At 59.1% G+C, this 20,353-nt stretch carries 17 protein-coding genes and 1 tRNA gene; 3 read left to right on the top strand and 15 right to left on the bottom strand.

Annotated elements, in window-relative coordinates; translation table 11 throughout:
- Positions 1–217 precede the first annotated feature (217 nt).
- Together AC07VR_RS15225 and truA are read right to left on the bottom strand one after the other, a co-directional pair.
- Positions 218–841: a phosphoribosylanthranilate isomerase gene (locus AC07VR_RS15225; RefSeq protein WP_495011685.1), complete on the bottom strand. Its 624-nt coding sequence runs from the start codon at positions 839–841 to the stop codon at positions 218–220.
- 63 nt (positions 842–904) lie between these two features.
- Complete coding sequence (truA, locus tag AC07VR_RS15220) at positions 905–1,729, bottom strand: tRNA pseudouridine(38-40) synthase TruA (protein WP_494994839.1); 825 nt, start codon at positions 1,727–1,729, stop codon at positions 905–907.
- Between the two features lie 230 nt (positions 1,730–1,959).
- Here truA and AC07VR_RS15215 point away from each other — a divergent pair, with 230 nt between their 5' ends.
- Positions 1,960–2,619, top strand: a complete 660-nt coding sequence (locus tag AC07VR_RS15215) for a M24 family metallopeptidase (protein WP_494994690.1) — start codon at positions 1,960–1,962, stop codon at positions 2,617–2,619.
- 97 nt (positions 2,620–2,716) lie between these two features.
- Here AC07VR_RS15215 and AC07VR_RS15210 read toward each other — a convergent pair whose 3' ends face one another.
- The 7 genes from AC07VR_RS15210 to leuC all read right to left on the bottom strand — a co-directional run bounded on the left by AC07VR_RS15210 (position 2,717) and on the right by leuC (position 12,087).
- Positions 2,717–5,305 (bottom strand): FimV/HubP family polar landmark protein, encoded by a 2,589-nt coding sequence (locus tag AC07VR_RS15210; protein WP_495011684.1) that lies wholly within the window; start codon positions 5,303–5,305, stop codon positions 2,717–2,719.
- A 209-nt stretch (positions 5,306–5,514) separates the two neighbouring features.
- Positions 5,515–6,525 carry an aspartate-semialdehyde dehydrogenase gene (locus AC07VR_RS15205; protein WP_494994688.1) on the bottom strand — a complete coding sequence of 337 codons (1,011 nt, stop codon included), beginning with the start codon at positions 6,523–6,525 and terminating at the stop codon, positions 5,515–5,517.
- A 247-nt stretch (positions 6,526–6,772) separates the two neighbouring features.
- Complete coding sequence (gene asd / locus AC07VR_RS15200; protein WP_494994687.1) at positions 6,773–7,885, bottom strand: aspartate-semialdehyde dehydrogenase; 1,113 nt, start codon at positions 7,883–7,885, stop codon at positions 6,773–6,775.
- Positions 7,886–7,954: 69 nt separating this feature from the next.
- On the bottom strand, positions 7,955–9,037 hold the full coding sequence (gene leuB / locus AC07VR_RS15195; RefSeq protein WP_494994686.1) for a 3-isopropylmalate dehydrogenase: 1,083 nt from the start codon (positions 9,035–9,037) through the stop codon (positions 7,955–7,957).
- 60 nt (positions 9,038–9,097) lie between these two features.
- The gene (locus tag AC07VR_RS15190; protein ID WP_494994685.1) at positions 9,098–9,862 is read right to left on the bottom strand and encodes a class I SAM-dependent methyltransferase; all 765 of its coding nucleotides are present in this window, start codon (positions 9,860–9,862) and stop codon (positions 9,098–9,100) included.
- A gap of 147 nt (positions 9,863–10,009) precedes the next feature.
- On the bottom strand, positions 10,010–10,654 hold the full coding sequence (leuD, locus tag AC07VR_RS15185; RefSeq protein ID WP_495011683.1) for a 3-isopropylmalate dehydratase small subunit: 645 nt from the start codon (positions 10,652–10,654) through the stop codon (positions 10,010–10,012).
- A gap of 2 nt (positions 10,655–10,656) precedes the next feature.
- Entirely contained in the window at positions 10,657–12,087 is a 1,431-nt protein-coding gene (leuC, locus tag AC07VR_RS15180) for a 3-isopropylmalate dehydratase large subunit (RefSeq protein ID WP_494994683.1), read from the bottom strand.
- A gap of 147 nt (positions 12,088–12,234) precedes the next feature.
- Here leuC and AC07VR_RS15175 point away from each other — a divergent pair, with 147 nt between their 5' ends.
- Both AC07VR_RS15175 and AC07VR_RS15170 read left to right on the top strand, forming a co-directional pair.
- Positions 12,235–13,125 carry a LysR family transcriptional regulator gene (locus AC07VR_RS15175; RefSeq protein ID WP_494994682.1) on the top strand — a complete coding sequence of 297 codons (891 nt, stop codon included), beginning with the start codon at positions 12,235–12,237 and terminating at the stop codon, positions 13,123–13,125.
- A gap of 69 nt (positions 13,126–13,194) precedes the next feature.
- Entirely contained in the window at positions 13,195–16,485 is a 3,291-nt protein-coding gene (locus AC07VR_RS15170; protein WP_495011682.1) for a PAS domain S-box protein, read from the top strand.
- A gap of 61 nt (positions 16,486–16,546) precedes the next feature.
- On the opposite strand, the gene AC07VR_RS15165 is transcribed toward AC07VR_RS15170, so the two are convergent.
- From AC07VR_RS15165 to AC07VR_RS15140, 6 genes are all read right to left on the bottom strand, one after another.
- Complete coding sequence (locus AC07VR_RS15165) at positions 16,547–16,993, bottom strand: Hsp20 family protein (protein WP_494994680.1); 447 nt, start codon at positions 16,991–16,993, stop codon at positions 16,547–16,549.
- A gap of 113 nt (positions 16,994–17,106) precedes the next feature.
- Positions 17,107–18,066 carry a tRNA dihydrouridine synthase gene (locus tag AC07VR_RS15160; protein WP_495011681.1) on the bottom strand — a complete coding sequence of 320 codons (960 nt, stop codon included), beginning with the start codon at positions 18,064–18,066 and terminating at the stop codon, positions 17,107–17,109.
- A 120-nt stretch (positions 18,067–18,186) separates the two neighbouring features.
- Complete coding sequence (locus tag AC07VR_RS15155; protein WP_494994678.1) at positions 18,187–18,624, bottom strand: acyl-CoA thioesterase; 438 nt, start codon at positions 18,622–18,624, stop codon at positions 18,187–18,189.
- 47 nt (positions 18,625–18,671) lie between these two features.
- Complete coding sequence (locus tag AC07VR_RS15150; protein WP_495011680.1) at positions 18,672–19,505, bottom strand: alpha/beta fold hydrolase; 834 nt, start codon at positions 19,503–19,505, stop codon at positions 18,672–18,674.
- 29 nt (positions 19,506–19,534) lie between these two features.
- The gene (locus AC07VR_RS15145; RefSeq protein ID WP_495011679.1) at positions 19,535–20,074 is read right to left on the bottom strand and encodes a TetR/AcrR family transcriptional regulator; all 540 of its coding nucleotides are present in this window, start codon (positions 20,072–20,074) and stop codon (positions 19,535–19,537) included.
- Between the two features lie 202 nt (positions 20,075–20,276).
- Positions 20,277–20,352 (bottom strand) — tRNA-Glu (locus AC07VR_RS15140).
- Position 20,353 lies beyond the last annotated feature (1 nt).

The raw sequence follows: 20,353 nt of genomic DNA, 5'->3' as shown, positions 1-20,353 counted from the left end.
CATGCCCTTGAGCTAAATTCATGTGTGCGGCGATGATTCGTTGGTTACCGCGGTCAGCGCGAGGCTTGACCTGCGTGTAACCGAACAAATCCTCAGCCATCCCGGCAGCCGCTCCAGAGCGGCTGCCACTTTAATTTCGGCCCGTCCAGGGACGGTGCCAAGCCTGTTGTGTACAGTGGTGTTATGGACGGCGGCAGACTGCCAGCCGTCACATCGGCTAGCTGCTGCTACGTACGGCCTGAATAAACGCACGAATCTTTGCGTGATCCTTGATGCCTTTGCTCTGCTCCACCCCACCACTGACGTCCACCGCATACGGATGGACCCGGGCGATGGCCTCAGCCACATTCGTCGCTGACAGACCTCCGGCGAGGATGATCGGCTTGCTCAGGCCCTGCGGCACCAACGACCAGTCGAACGCTTCTCCGGTACCTCCAGGAACGCCTTCGACATAGGTATCCAGCAATATCCCGCTGGCACCCGCATAAGCCTCGCACCTGGCAGCGATGTCATCGCCGGCCTTGACCCGCAGCGCCTTGATGTAGGGCCGGTGATAACCCTCGCAATCGGACGGCGTTTCCTCGCCATGAAACTGCAGCAGGTCCAGCGGCACGGCATCGAGAATCTCGCCCAGCTCGCAACGACTGGCATTGACGAACAAACCGACAGTGGTCACGAATGGCGGCAACGCCGCGATGATCGCCCGCGCCTGCTGCACACTCACCGCCCGAGGGCTTTTGGCGTAAAACACAAAACCAATCGCATCCGCCCCGGCGTCGACGGCTGCCAAGGCGTCTTCTATGCGGGTAATCCCGCAAATCTTGCTGCGAACGGCTGACATGTCGTTTGAACCTCAGGGCTGATCCGAGAAAGTCCCGGATGGTAACAAATGCTTTTCCGGGCGTCAGCCGTCAAGTTCCGAGAAGCCGGTCAGGAAATGCGGGCCAATGAAACGCTCGGGCAATTGGAACTCGTCGTGGTACTCAACCTGTACCAGATACAGCCCGTACGGATGGGCGGTCACGCCACCGGTTCGACGAATACGGCTTTCGAGCACTTCCCTGGCCCACTCCACCGGCCGCTCACCGGCGCCGATGGTCATCAGCACCCCAGCGATATTACGCACCATATGATGCAGAAATGAACCGGCACGGATATCCAGCACGATCATCTTGCCGTGCTGGGTCACACGCAGATGATGGAGCTTCTTGATCGGTGACTTGGCCTGGCACTGACCGGCGCGAAACGCACTGAAATCGTGAGTCCCGACCAGATGCTCGGCGGCTTCGGCCATACGCTGTACATCCAGCGGGCGATGGTTCCAGGTAATTTCCTGATTCAAATGCGCCGGGCGAATCTGATCGTTGTAAATCACATAACGGTAGCGCCGGGCAATCGCCTTGAAGCGTGCATGGAAATCGGCAGGCATGACCTTGGCCCAGCTCACGCTGATATCGTGGGGCAGATTGATGTTGGCCCCCATGACCCAGGCCTTCATCGAGCGTTCGGCCTGGGTATCGAAATGCACTACTTGCCCGCAGGCATGCACGCCGGCGTCGGTACGGCCGGCACACATCAGCGATACCGGAGAGTCGGCGACTTTGGACAAGGCATTTTCAAGGGTTTCCTGCACCGTCAAAACGCCGGAAGCCTGACGCTGCCAGCCGCAATAACGCGAACCTTTGTATTCAACACCCAAAGCGATTCTGGAAAAGCCTGCGGCCGCCATTTCGGCGGCCGCGTTATCTATATTTGCCAAGGACTTACAGCCTGCTGATTTACGCAAAGGTGTCCATTATAAGGCCGCGAGACCGAGACGCCATGTTCACGCCGTTTTTAGTTTCAGACTTCAACTTTTTGATCGCCACCTCACGCAACGATTGCATCCTGCCCAACGACATCGCTATATATATTTATATACAACGAAGATCAAAAAAACCCCTTACCGAGACCTGATCGATGACCGCCATAAACAAAGAAGCCGTTGGCCTGGCCTATAGCCTGGAAGGCATGCGCCACGCCAAACGCAAGACCTGGGAAGCCATCGAAGAGATGGCCAGACGCATCAAGCCCGGCATGCTTGAATCCGAAGCCAAAGCGCTGGGCCTGGAGGTTTTGCAAGAACTGGGCATGGACCGCATCTGGCATCCACTGCTGATCCGTTTCGGCGAAAACACTTTAAAAACATTCAAACAGCGCTCCGAAGGCGATCCGGCACTGGGTGACAACGATATTTTCTTTATCGACCTGGGCGTGGTCTGGGATCAGCATGAGGGGGACTGCGGCGCAACCTTCACCACCGGCAACGATCCAGAGATGCACGCTTGCGCCACGGCTGCCAAAACCCTGTTTGATCAGGTTCACGACTATTGGCGAACCCATCAGGTAGCCGGGCCTGAGTTGTATCGCTACGCCGAGGCGCAGGCAACGGCCATGGGATGGGTACTGAACCTGGACATCAAAGGCCATCGCGTCAGTGATTTCCCCCACGCCATCTATCGCGCCGGGGATCTGGGAAATTTCGAAGCCTGCCCCGATGTTGGCCTGTGGATTCTGGAAATCCAGATCGCCCACCCTACTCGTCCGTTTGGGGCATTTTATGAGGATTTGCTGGCCTGACTCGCACACTGGCATGGGGTATTAGAGGTCTAGCGACCACAGAAACAACAACGGCAGCCTCAATGGCTGCCGTTGTCGTTAAAGCGGGTGCGATGTATCAGGCCAAACGTGCCAGCATTTCCTTGGCTTCGCTTTTCTGACTGTCATCACCCTCAGTGATCACTTCACTGAGGATATCCCGTGCACCATCGCTGTCGCCCATGTCGATGTAAGCCTGAGCCAGGTCCAGCTTGGTAGCGACCTCATCGGTACCCGAGAGGAAATCGAACTCAGGCTCGTCAGTGTCGATCGCTGCGTCCTCGACCGTGAAGCTTGGCCCGGCGAACGACTCTGCGATAGGCGGCTGCTTCAGACTTTGCGATAGACGATCCAGCTCGGCGTTGACGTGATCAAGCTCCACAGCGAACGCATCCGGCTCGGTGTGCGCATCGAGCTCATCGGACAGAGACAGATCGAAATCAGCCGGCAGCTCCAGATCATCGATCGGCGCCGTGGTAACCGTCGGCACTTCAGTGACCGGCAGGTCTTTCAGGTCATCGTCAAGGCTCAACAGGAACTCGTCATCGGCCAGCGCGTCGGCTGGCATGTCACCGCCCAGATCAAGATCGAAATCCGACAGATCGTCCAGGCTCTCCTTCGCTTCGGCCTGCTGCTGCAACACCGATTCGAAGCTCAAATCATCATCCAGCGGAAAGGCTTCAAGCTCAGGCTCAGGCACGACCACCGCAGGAGAAGCCGCTTCCAGATCATCCAGACTCAGATCAAAGGCGGTATCAAACTCATCATCCATTGCGGCCGGGGCTGGCGCCTCAGGCTCATCAAGCAGCAGATCCTTGACGTATTGTGCGTCCAGCGCAGCAGCCACCGCCGCCGCGCCGATACCTGCGACGGCCGCCACTGCAACCATCGACGGGAAACGGCTTTTCAGCTGTTCGACTTCAGCATGATTCTTGCCATTGGCGACCAACTGACGCTCTTGAGCGACAAACGCGTCACGATCGCCCTGTGCGCCATAGACTTCCATCAGTTTCAAGCGCAAGTCACTGCGCTGCGGTTCCTGCTTGATGGCCACTTCCAGAATCTCGGCAGCCTGATTCAAGGCACCGCGATCGATGTGCGATTGCGCTTGCGCCAGAACGTCGTCCGAACGCTCAGCCGCTGGCGCTACCAACGGTGCGGCAATGGGCGCTACAACTACAACGGGCGCGATCGGAGCTGGAGCGAGCTTGACGCTCGGCGGTGGAACTTCAAGACCTTCGAAGCTGCTTTCCGGCAGCTCCAGATCGCTGGAAAACTCAGCTTCCTCTGACAAGGCACGGGCCATGCGCATATGCTTTTCGGCCTCTTGCTGAGCTTTGCGACGACGCGCCAACAGCAGCAGCAACAGCAGAACCACCACCGCACCGCCACCAATCAGCCCCAACAAGACTGGATTGGTCAGCAGATCATTGTATTTCGACTCTTGCGCGGCCGGGGTCGCCGCTTGAATCGGCGTCTCGGCAGGTACCGCTGCAGGTTTGGCAGCGTCAGGCGCCGGTACTGGCGCCGCGTCTGCCGGTGGCGTCACCGCAGCCTGAGAATGTGCGACCAACTCGGCCGGCATCGCCACCGAAGGCTTGGAAGCGTCCGCGCCTTCGGCTTGCATCTTGGCCAACTGATTGTTCTTCAGCTCGATCAAGCGCTGGAGTTTGTCCAGCTGGCTTTGCAGATCCGTCATGCGACTTTTCAATTCGGCATTGTCGCGCCGGGTCGAATCGAGGCTTTCCTGAGTAACGGCGAGCTTGTTGCTCAGCGCTTTGCTGTCGCCAGCCGCACCTTTGCCACGCGCTTTGCCGGAATCCGCGGAAACCAGACTCAAATTATCTTTGGCTGCTGTTTGCGACGGCGCGGTATCGCCACGCGCACGCTTGGTGGCGTCCAGCTGCTGCGGGCGCGAGGCCAGGCGGCGGCCCTGGCGCCAGGCAGTATTCTGCGCGGCGACTTCGGCAACAGCCTTAGGCTGCGGCAGGCTGGTAATTTGCTCAGGGGCCGGCAAACGCAATACCTGACCGGCTTTCAACCGATTGATATTGCCGTCGATAAAGGCATCCGGGTTCAATGCCTGAATTGCCAGCATGGTCTGCTGGACCGAACCGCCGTTACGAGCCTTCGCGGCAATCTCCCAAAGGGTGTCGCGCCGCGTAGTGGTGTATTGCGCAGGCTTGCCTGCCCCGGTGAGCGGAGCGGTGACCGCAGCAGCTGGAGCTGGCGCGGACTGAGCAGCGGCTTCAGCAGTTTGCGGGGAGAACTTCGAAGGATCCAGCAACACGCTGTAATCACGCAGCAGACGGCCGCTAGGCCACATCACCTGCACCAGAAACTTGACCATCGGCTCGGACAGCGGCTTGCTCGAAGTCACGCGCAAAACGCTTTTGCCACTGGCATTGAGTACCGTGGTGAAGGTCAGGTCATTGAGGAATGCCTGACGGTCGACACCAGCCTTGGCGAACTCTTCCGATGACGCCAGGCTCGGCACTACTTCGGCAGCGGTGAGGTCCTTGACATCAAGCAGTTCGATTTCTGCCACCAGCGGCTGGTTCGGAGTCGACTTCAGGGTCAACTCGCCGAGTCCAAGGGCCTGCGCCATACCGGAGGACAGCGCCGAGGCGGCCGCAATTGCTAACACCAGTTTGCGAACTTGAACCATTGCCTCATCCTTTGTTTGAACACTCCTCGGCTAGCGAGAAGGTGTAGTAGCCGCTGCCGTAAGGCATTGCGTGCAGTGATGAACGTGACCTGCACGCGATTATTTCATTCATGCCCCTGGAAGCCCCGTAAAGCGGCTCACCTCCAGCAACAACCAGCCGAGCATACTGCCCGGCCAGAATCATTATGCAAATTGTTGCCAAGTATCTTTTACAGAAGGTCTTTTATCAACAACTCAGCCAACTGCACAGCGTTCAGCGCGGCACCTTTGCGTACGTTATCTGACGTCAGCCACAGATTAAGTTCCGCCGGGTCGTCGACACTGGTCCGAACCCGTCCGACATACACTACATCCTGCCCCACCGCATCGCCGACCGCCGTCGGGTAATCACCCGCTTCGACCAGTTCGATGCCCGCAGCCGCGTCCAACGCCGCGTTGACCTGCACCAGGTCGATATCGGTCGCAGACTGCAAGGTCACGCTAAAGCTATCGCCAAAAAACACCGGGGCTTGAACACAGGTAACAGAAATCTTTAACAAAGGCTGCGCCAGGACCTCACGCAGCTCCCTGACCAGGCGCTTTTCCAACAACGTGTGGCCTTGAGCATCAGGGGTGCCAACTTGAGCCAGCAGGTTGAACGCCATCTGCCGATCAAAGAATCGCGGCTCCAACGGGCGGACATTAAGCAGTTCGGCGGTTTGCCGGGCCAGCTCTTGAACGGCTTCGCGACCTTGCGCGGAAACGGCCAGGCAGGCCGTCAGGTTGATGCGTTGAATATCGAGCAAACCACGCAACGGCGCCAACACTACCGCCAACGCGGTGGCCGATGCACTTGGGCTGCTCAGTTGTACTGGTTTTTTCAGCCCGGCCAGCACCTGGCCGTTGGCTTCCGGAACGACCTGCGGCGCTTGCGCGGCGGGCAAGGCACCGGACAAATCGATCACCGCACAACCGGCAGCTGTAGCACGCGGCGCGAAACTCAGCGTAACCGCGGGACCCGCAGCGAAGAACACCAACTGAACCTTGCTGAAGTCGAATTCGTCGACTTCACGCACTCGCATGTTCTTGCCGCGGAACGGCACCGAGTGCCCGGCCGACTCGCTGCTGGCCAGCAGGTACAAGTTGGCGACAGGGAAATCACGCTCTTCGAGAATCTGGACGAGTGTTTCGCCGACAGTACCGGTGGCGCCGATCACGGCAATATCAAAGGACTGGCTCATGTTGCTACCTCAGGCGAAACGGGGGAGCGGCACTTTACCGGTCGAGAGATGCCTAGGCAATTCGTCACAATACTGATCGTTTCCACGCTCCTGCGTGGAAATGCCGCCATGGACGCTCTGCGTCCGCCGTAGATGTGACGCGGAGCGTCACGGGATGCATTCCCACGCAGAGCGTGGGAACGATCACTGCATCATAAAAAAACCCGCATCTCTTTCGAGACACGGGTTTTTTCAATGCTTCAAACGATCAACGCTCAAGCAGAATCCGCAACATGCGACGCAGCGGCTCGGCCGCGCCCCACAGCAGTTGGTCGCCGACGGTGAAAGCACCGACGAACTGCGACCCCATGTTCAGCTTGCGCAGACGGCCCACCGGTACGTTCAGGGTGCCGGTGACCTTGGTTGGGCTCAGCTCCTGCATGCTGATCTCGCGCTGGTTTGGCACCAGTTTGACCCAAGGGTTGTGCTGGCTGATCAGCCCTTCGATATCGGCAATCGGCACGTCTTTGTTCAGTTTGATGGTCAACGCCTGGCTGTGGCAGCGCATGGCGCCAATGCGCACGCAAATGCCGTCCACCGGGATCGGGCTCTTGAAGCGACCGAGGATCTTGTTGGTCTCGGCCTGGGCCTTCCACTCTTCACGGCTCTGACCGTTCGGCAGCTCTTTGTCGATCCACGGGATCAGGCTGCCGGCCAACGGCACACCGAAATTTTCGGTCGGGTAAGCGTCGCTGCGCATGGCTTCGGCCACTTTACGGTCGATGTCGAGGATGGCGCTGGCCGGGTTGGCCAGTTCATCGGCGACAGCGGCGTGGGTAGCGCCCATCTGCTTGATCAGTTCACGCATGTTCTGCGCGCCGGCACCGGAGGCCGCCTGATACGTCATGGCGCTCATCCACTCCACCAGACCGGCTTCGAACAGACCGCCCAGGCCCATCAGCATCAGGCTGACGGTGCAGTTGCCGCCGATGTAGTTCCTGGTGCCCGCGTCGAGCTGCTGATCGATGACCTTGCGGTTCACCGGATCCAGCACGATCACCGCGTCATCCTGCATGCGCAGGCTGGAAGCGGCGTCGATCCAGTAACCCTGCCAGCCGGCTTCGCGCAGTTTCGGGAAGACTTCGCTGGTGTAGTCGCCACCCTGGCAGGTCAGAATCACGTCGAGGGTTTTCAGCTCTTCAATGCTGTAAGCATCCTTCAGCGGAGCAATGTCCTTGCCCACGGACGGGCCTTGGCCACCGACATTGGAAGTGGTGAAAAACACCGGCTCGATAAGATCGAAATCCTGCTCTTCCAGCATCCGCTGCATGAGCACGGAACCGACCATACCGCGCCAACCGATCAGACCTACACGTTTCATCGCAACTACACCTTCTTGAAAAAGTGGGCCGCTGCTTTCATGGGTGAAAGTGGCAGCGGGCCCGAGAGATTACAGATTCCGCAGCGCGGCGACTACTGCGTCACCCATTTCCTGCGTACCGACTTTAGTGCAACCGTTCGACCAGATGTCGCCGGTGCGCAAACCTTGATCCAGTACCAGGCTCACGGCCTTCTCGATGGCATCGGCGGCGTCCAGCAGATTGAAGCTGTAACGCAGCATCATCGATACCGACAAAATGGTCGCCAGCGGGTTGGCAATGCCCTGCCCCGCGATGTCCGGCGCCGAACCGTGGCACGGCTCGTACATGCCCTTGTTGTTGGCATCCAGCGACGCCGACGGCAGCATGCCGATGGAACCGGTGAGCATCGACGCTTCGTCAGACAGGATATCGCCAAACAGGTTGTCGGTGACAATCACGTCGAATTGCTTGGGTGCACGCACCAGCTGCATCGCGGCATTGTCGACGTACATGTGGCTCAGCTCGACGTCCGGGTAGTCCTTGGCCACTTGCTCAACGACTTCACGCCACAGCTGACTGGATGCCAGTACGTTGGCTTTATCCACCGAGCAGAGCTTTTTGCCGCGTACTCGCGCCATGTCGAAACCGACACGGGCGATACGACGGATCTCGCTTTCGCTGTAGGGCAGCGTGTCGTAGGCCTGACGCTCACCATTTTCCAGCTCGCGGGTGCCACGGGGCGCGCCGAAATAGATACCGCCGGTCAGTTCGCGGACGATCAGGATATCCAGGCCAGAGACGATTTCCGGCTTGAGGCTCGATGCATCGGCCAATTGCGGGTAAAGGATCGCCGGGCGCAGATTGCCGAACAGCCCCAGTTGCGCACGAATCTTCAGCAATCCGCGCTCAGGACGGATGTCACGCTCGATCTTGTCCCACTTCGGGCCGCCCACGGCGCCGAGCAGCACCGCATCGGCAGCACGAGCGCGCTCCAGGGTTTCATCAGCCAACGGCACGCCGTGCTTGTCGATGGCTGCGCCGCCGATCACGTCATGGCTCAGCTCAAAACCCAACTGATACTTGTCGTTGGCCAGTTCCAGCACCTTGACCGCTTCGGCCATGATTTCCGGACCAATACCGTCACCCGGGAGAATCAGAATCTGCTTGCTCATGCTTTCCTCATTTCATCTGTCGGCGTGCCCGCAGGCTCGCGGGTTCACCGGGGAAAAATTCTATCGTTCGGCCCACAGCACCAGTACATCCGTACTGAACGAACCGTCGGCCTCAATCTCAAAATACTCGCGCACCTCAGCGCCCATGGCCTGCTGCAACTCACGGATCGCCACCCGCAGCGCCTGAGGCGTACGCATACGCTCGACCCAGGAGGTGTACTCCAGACGCAGACGCTGGCGAGTCGTGCTGCGGGTATGCAAACCCGCTTCGCTGACCTGACGCAACCACTCACCGGCAGAATAATCGCGCACGTGACTGGTGTCGCGCAGCACTTCGACGCTTTGCAGGTAAGTGTCGAACAACGGGCTACCCGGCGACATCACATCGATAAACGCAGCTACCCCGCCCGGCTTGAGCACCCGCCGCACTTCGCGCAGGGCCAGACCGAGATCGCTCCAGTGGTGCGCCGAATACCGGCTGAAAACGAAATCGAACTCGCCATCGGCGAACGGCAGACGCTCGGCAGCGCCCAGCACTGTAGTGACATTGCTCAGCCCTCGATCGACCGCCGCGCCAGCCACCACGTCGAGCATCTGCTGAGACAGGTCGTAAGCCACGACCTCGTTCACCAACGCCGCGACATGAAAACTGACATGACCGGCGCCGCAACCCAGATCCAGAACTTTTGCATCTGAGCGCCCGGCCAGCTCGGCCTGTAGCAACGCGAACTCGGTGCCTTGAGCGTGCACGGCGCTGCTCAGATAGGCCGCGGCCTGTTCACCGAATTGCTTTTGTACCACTTGGCTATGGGCATTACTGGTCATGCTGATTTCCTTTGGGGGCGAGCTTTGTGTTGTCTGTGCGGCCGTCTTCGCGAGCAAGCTCGGCTCCTACCAGGGCAACGCACTCCCTTGCAGGAGCCGAGCTTGCTCGCGATGAGGCCGCAACTGCCTACAACAATTTCGAATCAATCACGCGTCGCGAAACAACCAAGGCTGGCTCGCACGATGTTTGGCTTCGAAAGTGGCAATCGCTTCATGGTCCTGCAGGGTCAAGCCGATATCGTCCAGACCGTTGATCAGGCAGTGTTTGCGGAACGCGTCAATCTCGAAACTCAATACCTTGCCGTCCGGACGGGTCACCGTCTGGGCTTGCAGGTCGATCTGCAGCTGGTAGCCCGGGTTGGCCTCGACCTGCTGGAACAGCTCATCGACTTCGGCATCGCTCAAGATGATCGGCAACAAGCCGTTCTTGAAGCTGTTATTGAAGAAGATGTCGGCGTAGCTCGGCGCGATGATGCTGCGAAAGCCATATTCTTCCAGTGCCCATGGCGCATGCTCGCGGCTCGAGCCGCAACCGAAGTTCTCCCGGGCGAGCAACACGCTGGCGCCTTGATAACGTTCGGCGTTGAGCACGAACTCCTTGTTCAACGGACGCTTGGAGTTGTCCTGATATGGTTGCCCCACATCCAGGTAACGCCACTCATCGAACAGGTTCGGGCCAAAGCCGGTGCGCTTGATCGACTTGAGAAACTGCTTGGGAATGATCTGATCGGTGTCGACGTTGGCACGATCCAAAGGCGCGACAAGACCAGTGTGCTGGGTAAAAGCTCTCATGATTACTGCGCTCCCTGGATCAATTCACGGACATCGATGAAACGACCGTTGACGGCCGCCGCTGCAGCCATCGCCGGGCTGACCAGGTGCGTACGACCACCGGCACCCTGACGGCCTTCGAAGTTGCGGTTGGAGGTCGATGCGCAGTGCTCGCCCGACTCCAAACGGTCCGGGTTCATTGCCAGACACATCGAGCAGCCTGGTTCACGCCATTCGAAACCGGCCTCGATGAAAATCTTGTCCAGACCTTCCGACTCAGCCTGCGCCTTCACCAGACCCGAGCCCGGCACCACGATCGCCTGCTTGATGGTCGAGGCCACTTTACGGCCCTTGGCGATCACCGCCGCAGCGCGCAAATCTTCGATCCGCGAGTTGGTGCAAGAACCGATGAACACACGGTCCAACTGGATATCGGTAATCGCCTGATTGGCGCTCAAACCCATGTACTTCAAGGCACGCTCGATGGAGCCGCGTTTTACCAGATCCATCTCTTTCGCCGGGTCCGGCACGTTCTGATCGACTGCGAGCACCATTTCCGGAGACGTGCCCCAGCTGACTTGCGGCTTGATCTGAGTAGCGTCGAGTTCAACGATGGTGTCGAACTTCGCATCAGCGTCGGACACCAGATCTTTCCAGGCTTCGACCGCCAGGTCCCATTCCGCGCCCTTCGGAGCAAACGGACGGCCCTTGACGTAGGCGACAGTTTTTTCGTCCGCGGCGACCAGACCAACCCGTGCACCGGCTTCGATGGACATGTTGCAGATGGTCATGCGGCCTTCCACCGACAAGTCGCGAATCGCGCTACCGGCAAACTCGATGGCGTGGCCGTTGCCGCCGGCGGTGCCGATCTTGCCGATCACCGCGAGGACGATGTCCTTGGCCGTCACGCCGAAAGGCAATTGGCCTTCAACGGAAACCAACATGTTTTTCATTTTTTTCGCAACCAGACACTGAGTGGCGAGCACATGCTCGACCTCGGAAGTGCCGATCCCGTGAGCCAGGGCACCAAATGCGCCGTGAGTCGAGGTGTGGGAGTCGCCGCAGACCACGGTCATGCCCGGCAAGGTCGCGCCCTGCTCCGGACCGATGACGTGGACGATGCCCTGGCGGATGTCGTTCATCTTGAATTCGACGATGCCGTATTCATCACAGTTGTCATCGAGGGTCTGAACCTGCAAACGCGAGACCTGGTCGACGATGGCTTCAATACCGCCTTTACGCTCCGGGGTGGTCGGTACGTTGTGGTCCGGGGTCGCGATGTTGGCATCGATGCGCCAAGGCTTGCGCCCGGCCAGACGCAGGCCTTCGAAGGCCTGCGGCGAAGTCACTTCATGAATGATGTGACGATCGATATAAATCAGCGCCGAACCATCGTCGCGCTGCTTAACCAAATGCGAATCCCAAAGCTTGTCGTAGAGCGTTTTGCCGGCCATCAGACGGTCCTCATCAGCGTATTTCTATGCCCCGGGTTTTGATGCATTTCAATAACCCCTTGGCTTGTGAGGTCGATCCTATGGCGTTACATTAAATAACTCAAATTCATATTTTTCATGCTTTGGATAACAATCTGGAATACAACCATGGATCTGGCCAACCTTAATGCCTTTATCGCGATTGCCGAGACCGGAAGCTTCTCCGGTGCAGGCGAACGCCTGCACCTGACGCAGCCGGCCATCAGCAAACGCATTGCCGGGCTGGAGCAGCAACTCAAGGTGCGATTGTTCGACCGGCTCGGCCGTGAAGTCGGCCTGACTGAAGCCGGGCGTGCCCTGCTGCCCCGGGCCTATCAGATACTCAATGTGCTGGATGACACTCGCCGCGCGCTGACCAACCTGACCGGCGAGGTCACCGGCCGTCTGACTCTGGCGACCAGTCACCATATCGGCTTGCACCGCTTGCCACCGTTGTTGCGGGCCTTTACCCGGCGCTATCCGGACGTAGCGCTGGACATTCAGTTCCTCGATTCGGAAGTGGCTTACGAAGAAATCCTCCATGGCCGCGCCGAACTGGCGGTGATCACCCTTGCACCGGAGCCGCACACACTGGTACGGGCAACACCGGTCTGGGATGACCCGCTGGACTTCGTCGCCGCGCCGGAACACCCACTTGTCCGCAATGGAGTGGTCAGCCTGGCCGATATCGCCCTGCATCCAGCGGTATTCCCCGGCGGCAACACCTTTACCCACCATATTGTCCAGCGCCTGTTCGAAGCCCAGGGGCTGACGCCGAACATCGCCATGAGTACCAATTATCTGGAAACCATCAAAATGATGGTCTCCATCGGCCTGGCCTGGAGTGTTTTACCGCGTACCATGCTCGATGATCAGGTGGCGCGTATTCCTTTACCGGGCATACAGCTCACTCGCCAGCTAGGCTATATCCTGCACACCGAACGGACGCTGTCGAATGCTGCGCGGGCTTTCATGGCCTTATTGGATGCACAAATCGATTTGCCAGGGACACCGGCATAAGTTGTGCTTACCCGATATAGTCTGGATCCCTCGCGCTAAATGCCCTATTGAGCTCAAGGCCCGCAGCCAATGCACAAATCCTCTGACCGCACTCGCCACTCCACGCCCGCTATGCCGCGCATAAAGGCGCTGGACCCGAAAACGTCGGAACAGAGCTGGGAGAGCGCCCCGCAATTGCTCGCCGCGCTGAACGGTGCCCGCCTGGGCGCCTGGTATTGGGACATAGAACGCGGGCAAATCAGCTGGTCTCGCGGCACTCAAGCCTTGTTTGGCTTCGACCCGCGGCAACCGCTGCCAGCCGACCTGGAATATCTGGACCTGGTGCCCATCGAGGATCGGGCCAAAGCCATGCGCGCCTTCAATGCGGTGGTCGCCGGCGCGCCACTGGAGCAGGCAATGCACCACCGAATCCGCTGGCCGGACGGCAGCCTGCATTGGCTGGAGATCAGCGGCAGCCTGGTGCCGGACAAGAACGGCAAACCGCGAATGATCGGCGTGATCCGCGAAATCACCCATCAACGCCAGCGCGAACAAGCCTTGAGCAGCTCGGAAAAACGCTTCGCCACGCTGTTTCATCTGTGTCCAAACATGGTGCTGCTGACCCGCCAGGAAGACGGCCTGATCAGCGAGGCCAATCAATATTTCGAAAGCCTGTTCGGCTGGCCAGTGCAAGATGCAATCGGCCGCACCACACTGGAGCTGGGTCTTTGGGTCGATCCGGAGCAACGCGCGCGGTTGGTCAAGGCCACCAAGGCCAAAGGTGAACTGACCAACATGGAGGTGCAGTTTCGTGCCAGCAGCGGGCAAATCCACGATGGCATTCTCAGTGCACAAAAAGTTGAGCTGGAGGGGCAGCCCTATCTGCTCAGCACCTTCCTTGACACCACCGAACGCAAAAATGCCGAACAAGCCCTCAAAGACAGCCAGGAGCGCCTCGACCTGGCACTGGACTCTGCCCAGCTCGGTACCTGGGACTGGCACATTCCCAGCGGCATGCTCTATGGCTCGGCACGCGCGGCACAGCTTCACGGTCTGGACCCCAAGCCTTTTCACGAACCCTTCGATGCGTTCTTTGAAGGCGTCCCCGGTGAAGAGCGCGACAGCATGCGCGATGCCTACCGCAGCTTGCGCGAAGGACCGGCCGGCAACTATCAACTGACCTATCGGGTGCAGCTGGTAGACGGCAGCTCGCGCTTCCTGGAAAGCCGTGCCCGACTCTACCGCGACGAAGATGGCAATCCATTGCGTATGGCCGGCACCTTGCTGGACATCACCGAGCAGGTTGAGCGCGAACAACGCCTGATCACCTCCGAAGAGAAATTTGCCAGTCTGTTCCAGGTCAGCCCGGACCCGATCTGCGTGACACGCCAGGACACCGGCCAGTTCATCGAGATCAACTCCAGTTTCACCCAGACATTTGGCTGGACCGCCGCCGACGTCATGGACCGCAGCGCCGATCAGATCGGGCTCTGGGACGATTCAGCGCAACGCCGGCAACGCATCGAGCAAGTCATCCGCGAGCAGGCGCTGAACAATGTCGCGGTCATTGTTCATCACAAGAATGGCCAAGTCCTGACCTGCGTGATCTCAAGTCGCCAGATCAGCGTCGGCGACCAACCCTGCATCGTGACCACTCTGCGCGACATTACCCAACAGCAACGCTCCGAGGCTGCGCTCAAGGCCAGCGAAGAGAAGTTCGCCAAGGCATTCCATTCAAGCCCCGATGCCATCACCATCACCGAACGCGACACCGGGTGCTACCTGGAGGTCAATGACGGTTTCTGTCGGCTGACAGGCTACCGCGCCGATGAAGTGATCGGGCGCACGGTGTATCAGGTCGGTATCTGGGCCGAAGAGAAACAGCGCTCGACCTTGCTGGCCGAATTGCGGGTGAAAGGCCGGGTTCATCATCTGGAAATGCTCGGCCGTAACAAGCGCGGGGATATTCTCACGGTGGAGGTATCGGTCGAGCCCATTACCCTGAATGAAACGCCGTGCCTGCTACTGACGGCGCGGGACGTCAGCCTTTTGAAGAATGCCGAGGCGCAGATCCGCCATCTGGCTTACCACGACCCTCTGACCAACCTGCCCAACCGTGCACTGCTGATGGACCGCCTGAGCCAGCAGATAGCGCTGCTCAAACGGCATAGCCTGCGTGGCGCCCTGCTGTTCCTCGACCTCGATCACTTCAAGCACATCAACGACTCCCTCGGTCACCCGGTCGGCGATACGGTGCTGAAAATCATTACCGCCCGGCTTGAAGCCAGCGTACGCATGGAGGACACCGTCGCGCGCCTTGGCGGCGACGAGTTTGTGGTATTGCTCAGCGGCCTGGAAGGCTCACGCGGCGAAGTCAGCGATCAAGTACGCGAGCTGGCCGACACCTTGCGCGATCTGCTGTCCGAACCCATGTTTCTCGACGGTCAACGGTTGCAAGTCACACCGAGCATCGGCATCGCCCTGATCCCCGACCACGGCTCGACCCCGAGCGATTTGCTCAAGCGCGCGGACATCGCGCTCTACCGGGCTAAAGATTCCGGACGAAATACCACGCAAATGTTCCACAGCACCATGCAAAAAGCCGCCAGTGAGCGATTGCGCATGGAAACCGACCTGCGCCTGGCCTTCTCACGAGGCGAGTTCAGCCTGCACTTCCAGCCACAAGTCGACGCACGGGGCAACCGCATAGTGGGCGCCGAAGCACTGGTTCGCTGGCAGCACCCAAAACTGGGCGCGCAACCCCCCGCAGATTTCATCAAAGTCCTGGAAGAGAGCGGGCTGATTCTGGAAGTCGGTACCTGGATTCTCAATGAGGCCTGCCTGGCCTTCCGCCAACTGATAGATGAGGGCCGGATCGACCCGCTCAATTTCAGCCTTTGCGTGAATATCAGTCCACGGCAATTTCGTCAGAACGACTTCGTCGAACACATCGAACGCAGTATGAACAACCATCAACTGCCCTGCTCGCTGCTGAAACTGGAGATCACCGAAGGGATCGTGATCCAGAACCTCGATGACACCGTCAACAAGATGCGCCGCCTGAAAAAGCTCGGGGTGAGCTTTGCCATGGATGATTTTGGCACCGGCTATTCTTCGCTGACTTACCTCAAACGCCTGCCTGTGGATGCGCTGAAAATCGACCAGTCCTTCGTCCGCGACGCAACCAGCGACCCGAACGACGCGGAAATCATCCGCGCCATCGTCGCCATGGCCCTCAGCCTCGAGCTGACGGTGATTGCCGAAGGCGTGGAAACCCATGAGCAGCTTGAGTTTTTGCAGGGCCTGGGCTGCCATTTGTATCAGGGCTACCTGCATAGCCGGCCGTTACCGCTGAACGAGTTCAAGAAGCTGCTCAAATGAGGGGCGCAAAAAAGGGCGCCGATGGCGCCCTTTCTATTGCAGTTGGCTGATATGGCAAAAATCAGTGCTTCAGAGCCGGTTTTTGCGTTCCATTGATTGGAATGAGCCGGGCTTTCGCCTCTTCCGGCACGATACGCAACAGGTCGATGCTCAACAGACCATTGCTCAGGCCCGCAGCCTTGACTTCGATATGGTCAGCCAGGCGGAAGGACAGTTTGAAGGCCCGCTGGGCGATACCTTGGTACAGATAGGTAACGTCTTCGCCGGTATCGCGCTTGCCGCCACTGATGGTCAATACGCCTTTTTCGACTTGCAGCTCCAGGTCTTCTTCCTGGAAACCGGCCGCGGCAATCACGATACGGTATTGATCTTCCGCGTGTTTTTCCACGTTGTAGGGTGGGTAGGTGCTACCTGGCTCATTGCGTAGCGCCGACTCGAACAGATCGTTGAAACGATCGAAGCCAACCGAAGAACGGAACAGTGGAGCCAAAGAAAATGTAGTACTCATGATCTATCTCCTGAAATTCAGCAAGTGGTTATCTCCGCGACCCGAATTCGGCATCGCGTATAAAAGAGATAAGGATTGACCCACACATTTCAAGAGGCTTTTTTTGAAAAAAATCAGGCCGCTTCGGTGCGCTGAATGCCCAGCAAACGCCCGACCTGATCCAGATCGGTTTCCCGACGCATCGCAGTGAACAGCTCAACCGCTTCAGGGTAATTGCGTGTCAACATCGCCAGCCACTGCTTCAAACGCCCCGGCGCAGAGCGTGGCGTCAGTTGCGCGACGGCCTGCGCCCAGAACTCATGAAGCATCGGCTGCAGGTCGGCCCAGGACATCTCGACAACCTCCTCACCGGCCCGCGCGGCGGCTATCTGCCGCGCCAGATCCGGGCGCGAGACCAGTCCGCGACCGAGCATGATGTCTTCGACACCGCTGATCTCACGGCAGCGGCGCCAGTCTTCGACGCTCCAGATATCGCCGTTGGCGAACACCGGTACTTTGACCACGTCCTGAACTCGTGGAATCCACTCCCAATGGGCAGGCGGCTTGTAACCGTCGGTCTTGGTTCGGGCATGCACGACGATGTGCTCAGCCCCGCCCTCGGCCAGAGCCGTTGCACACACCAACGCGCCGTCCGGGCTGTCGAAGCCCAGGCGCATCTTGGCGGTCACCGGAATATGCGCCGGCACCGCGCGACGGACTTGGGCGACAATCGCGTTCAGCAATTCCGGCTCTTTGAGCAGCACCGCGCCGCCGCGAGACTTGTTGACGGTCTTGGCCGGACAGCCGAAGTTCAGGTCAATGACTTGCGAGCCCAACTCGCAGGCCAGTGCGGCGTTTTCCGCCAGGCACACCGGGTCAGAGCCGAGCAATTGCACGCGCAATGGCACGCCGGCAGCGGTCTTCGCGCCGCTGAGCAACTCAGGAGCCAGCTTGTGAAAATAAGCCGGGGTCAGCAGACGATCATTGACGCGAATGAATTCGGTCACACACCAATCGATCCCGCCAACCTGGGTCAAAACATCCCGCAGGATGTTGTCGACCAACCCCTCCATGGGCGCCAAAGCAATTTGCATGGATAACACTCAACGAAAAACGCGGGCAAAAAAACGTGCGACAGTTTACTGGGTTTTCAGGCGAAAGAGTTGCGCCAGCATTTGTGGCGAGGGGGCCTACCCCCTCGCCACAGATCGGCGCTAGATTGCGACTTGCAACGCCGGGCCATAGCCCTCGATAAACTCAGCGGGCATACGCTTGGGCCTGCCACTGGATAGCTCGATACAGGCAAAAGTGGTCTGGGCCCGGAGCAAGGTGGTGTTATCGCTTGGGCGGACCAATTGAAAGCGCCGGGTCATTTTCAGACGCTGATCCCAATCGACGATCCAGGTCGCCAATTGCAGCTCATCACATTCATAGGCAGCAGCCAGGTAGTCGATCTCGTGGCGGACCACCGCCATCGCCCGATCCAGCCGTCGGTATTCGGTCAGGTCCAGTCCCAAACGCTGCGAATGACGCCAGGCACAGCGCTCGAGCCAGGTGACATACATCGCGTTATTGGCATGCCCGAGCCCGTCAATGTCTTCGGCCCCCACCTGCAGATCAATGATAAATGGCGTTGCCAGGTCCCAGCCCATGCCCTACTCCCCCGGTCAGATGAATTCGGAGGCAGTGTAACGGATGCTCAGGCGGTTTGGCGCGATTGCAGACTGCGACCGGCGAGCAGGGCCAGCACACCGTCGATCAAACGCGGGTCAGCCAGTACACGCTGATGGCCGCCCTCTTGCAGTCGCAACAAACGGCTGTCAAACCAGGCCTCGTGAATCAGCTCCGATTCTTTGACCGGAACAAAGCAGTCATCCTCGGCGTGCACGATCAGCCCTGGCATATCCAATTGATAGTGGGCCACATCGAGCAGAGACGCCTGCATGCCGACTTCCTGCTCAACTTGCCGGATAAATGCCGAACGCGCCGCGGGCGGCAGGCGTACATACCGGGCAAAACCGCGCAACACACCCAGTATGCGGGCTGGAGCGGCGATGCTGACCAGGGTTTCAGTACGCAAACCCAACTGGACCGCCAGCATGGCGCTGGCACCGCCCATGGAGTGACCGATGACCGCTTGCAGCGGTGGCAATTCGGCGGCAGCCTCAAGCATGGCGCGGGCGAACAACACGACATTCGCCTCACGACCAGGAGATCGACCGTGGGCCGGGCCGTCCAGCGCGACCACCGTGTAACCGGCGTCGACCAGCGCGGTGATCAGGCTGGCGAACTGCGTCGGCCGTCCTTCCCAACCATGCATCAACAACACCGTTGGACCCTGGCCCCAGCGCAACGCCGAAAGCCCGAATCGCAAGGTGATTCGCTCGGACTTCGCCAGCAGCGGCAACTCCCAACCGCGCGGCGGCAGTTCACGCGGCGTCATGAACGCCAGCCGCATCTTGCGGGCAATCAGCTGCGGTGCAAACCAGCCCAGGGTGCCATTAACGCCACGAACCCAGCTTAAAGTGCTCATCGCTCATCTCCTCAGGCTTTCGCTTCAGGTCACAGCACCGCCGACTTGGCGGCACGTAGCAGTCGATCAGATAACTCTCCGGCACCCAGGGCACGAGCCAGAGCCAGACCACCAACCATCAGGGCGATATCGGCCAAAGCCTTGTCGGTGTCTTCCGGACTGGCCGCCAATTGCGCCACCATCAACTCCAGGTGCTCATTCAGCGCCTGACGAAAGTCGTCCGGCAGGCGCCCCAACTCCCCGACTGAAGCCGGGATCGGGCAAGCCTGTTCGGTAGAATCACGGTGCTTGCGTGACAGGTAGAACGCGGCGACCAAGGCGCGACGCTCTTCACCGGTCAACTCGGCATCCATTTGCGCGATCAAGCCACGGCGCTGAGCGAGCAGTTGCCTGAACGCCTCCAGCATCAGCGCATCCTTGCTTTCAAAGTGCGCATAGAAGCCACCCACCGTAAGCCCGGCGGCACCCATCACCTCCCCCACGCTCGGCTCGGCCGGACCACGCTGAATCAGCGCTGCGCTTGCGGCCTTCAAGATACGTTCGCGGGTTTGAGCTTTTTTATCGTTCATCGTTGCCTCCGAATATTACGACTAAAATATTATTCTCATAATAAATTTTCGCAAGTCGTTGATGTGACCGTTGGTCAGAAGAGCCATTCTTTGAGAACAGAAAGCTGAAGACAGAGAAATAAGAGAATTGGCGAATGCCAGACAAACAAAAGGGCCATTCAATAATTGAATGACCCTATAAATCCCGCAGAGCGGGTAATCGTGGCGTCCCCTAGGGGACTCGAACCCCTGTTACCGCCGTGAAAGGGCGGTGTCCTAGGCCACTAGACGAAGGGGACG

It is taken from the genome of Pseudomonas sp. GW821-FHT02H09 (genome assembly GCF_059421425.1).
This window is presented reverse-complemented; position numbering and strand designations above follow the sequence as displayed.

What these genes read in the sequence shown, in the direction of transcription:
- AC07VR_RS15145 (WP_495011679.1), bottom strand. Translation starts at nt 20,074, where the DNA reads ATGAACGATAAAAAAGCTCAAACCCGCGAACGTATCTTGAAGGCCGCA.
- AC07VR_RS15150 (WP_495011680.1), bottom strand. Translation starts at nt 19,505, where the DNA reads ATGAGCACTTTAAGCTGGGTTCGTGGCGTTAATGGCACCCTGGGCTGG.
- leuC (WP_494994683.1), bottom strand. Translation starts at nt 12,087, where the DNA reads ATGGCCGGCAAAACGCTCTACGACAAGCTTTGGGATTCGCATTTGGTT.
- AC07VR_RS15225 (WP_495011685.1), bottom strand. Translation starts at nt 841, where the DNA reads ATGTCAGCCGTTCGCAGCAAGATTTGCGGGATTACCCGCATAGAAGAC.
- AC07VR_RS15165 (WP_494994680.1), bottom strand. Translation starts at nt 16,993, where the DNA reads ATGAGTACTACATTTTCTTTGGCTCCACTGTTCCGTTCTTCGGTTGGC.
- AC07VR_RS15210 (WP_495011684.1), bottom strand. Translation starts at nt 5,305, where the DNA reads ATGGTTCAAGTTCGCAAACTGGTGTTAGCAATTGCGGCCGCCTCGGCG.
- AC07VR_RS15215 (WP_494994690.1), top strand. Translation starts at nt 1,960, where the DNA reads ATGACCGCCATAAACAAAGAAGCCGTTGGCCTGGCCTATAGCCTGGAA.
- truA (WP_494994839.1), bottom strand. Translation starts at nt 1,729, where the DNA reads ATGGCGGCCGCAGGCTTTTCCAGAATCGCTTTGGGTGTTGAATACAAA.
- asd (WP_494994687.1), bottom strand. Translation starts at nt 7,885, where the DNA reads ATGAAACGTGTAGGTCTGATCGGTTGGCGCGGTATGGTCGGTTCCGTG.
- leuB (WP_494994686.1), bottom strand. Translation starts at nt 9,037, where the DNA reads ATGAGCAAGCAGATTCTGATTCTCCCGGGTGACGGTATTGGTCCGGAA.
- AC07VR_RS15175 (WP_494994682.1), top strand. Translation starts at nt 12,235, where the DNA reads ATGGATCTGGCCAACCTTAATGCCTTTATCGCGATTGCCGAGACCGGA.
- AC07VR_RS15190 (WP_494994685.1), bottom strand. Translation starts at nt 9,862, where the DNA reads ATGACCAGTAATGCCCATAGCCAAGTGGTACAAAAGCAATTCGGTGAA.
- AC07VR_RS15205 (WP_494994688.1), bottom strand. Translation starts at nt 6,525, where the DNA reads ATGAGCCAGTCCTTTGATATTGCCGTGATCGGCGCCACCGGTACTGTC.
- AC07VR_RS15160 (WP_495011681.1), bottom strand. Translation starts at nt 18,066, where the DNA reads ATGCAAATTGCTTTGGCGCCCATGGAGGGGTTGGTCGACAACATCCTG.
- AC07VR_RS15155 (WP_494994678.1), bottom strand. Translation starts at nt 18,624, where the DNA reads ATGGGCTGGGACCTGGCAACGCCATTTATCATTGATCTGCAGGTGGGG.
- leuD (WP_495011683.1), bottom strand. Translation starts at nt 10,654, where the DNA reads ATGAGAGCTTTTACCCAGCACACTGGTCTTGTCGCGCCTTTGGATCGT.
- AC07VR_RS15170 (WP_495011682.1), top strand. Translation starts at nt 13,195, where the DNA reads ATGCACAAATCCTCTGACCGCACTCGCCACTCCACGCCCGCTATGCCG.